Raw genomic sequence first — 536 nt, 5'->3', positions numbered from 1 at the left:
ACTGTTCGTTCTTCGTATTCCCTCGAAGTGTTTTTTATTAATAGCCACTTGGTACAGGCTAGCATTTATTTTCACATGTTCAGCGATTTGACTGTTATCGTGATAAATACGTAATATACCGTTTCGATCATCTTGGATTTGGACAAGATACCCAATATATTGATAAGGGACCGAGTAACGGTTACCTTGATACGACACTAATGAATCATTCGAAACTTTACGGATATGCCTTTCGACATATTCAATAGGCGAACCAGAGGCACCTCGTGAGTGGTGCCATGGACACGAACATTGGCAACCGTATCGAGCCAATGACGAACTTGGAGATTCAAGTCATTTAATCCTGTGAATGTTCGGACACGTGGCCAAAAATTCTTTCTTATGTAACCAACTCCGTTTTCAACTTTTCCCTTCGTACGGGCACGGTAAGGCCGGCAGCGTTGCAGAATAAAACCGTGATGTGCTGCAAAGCCAGCAAATCGTTCATTCCAGATAACTTGCCCGCGTTCATCTTGACCGTTAACAACTGTTTTCAT

1 protein-coding gene and 1 pseudogene are annotated in these 536 nt (G+C 42.5%); both read right to left on the bottom strand.

Annotation, left to right across the window (positions count from 1 at the left end):
- Positions 1 to 198, bottom strand: a 198-nt coding sequence (locus tag EIZ37_RS26815) for a Mu transposase domain-containing protein (protein WP_407921171.1), incomplete at its 3' end; no start/stop codon positions are given.
- Positions 198 to 536: pseudogene (locus EIZ37_RS25655) on the bottom strand (DDE-type integrase/transposase/recombinase); the annotation flags it as partial. The pseudogene EIZ37_RS25655 and the gene EIZ37_RS26815, both read right to left, overlap by 1 nt.

Source organism: Brevibacillus migulae, assembly GCF_004521915.1.
GTDB classification, from domain to species: domain Bacteria; phylum Bacillota; class Bacilli; order Brevibacillales; family Brevibacillaceae; genus Brevibacillus_F; species Brevibacillus_F migulae.
Note: the sequence above shows the minus strand (reverse complement) of the source record. Positions and strands in the feature narration are given on the sequence as shown.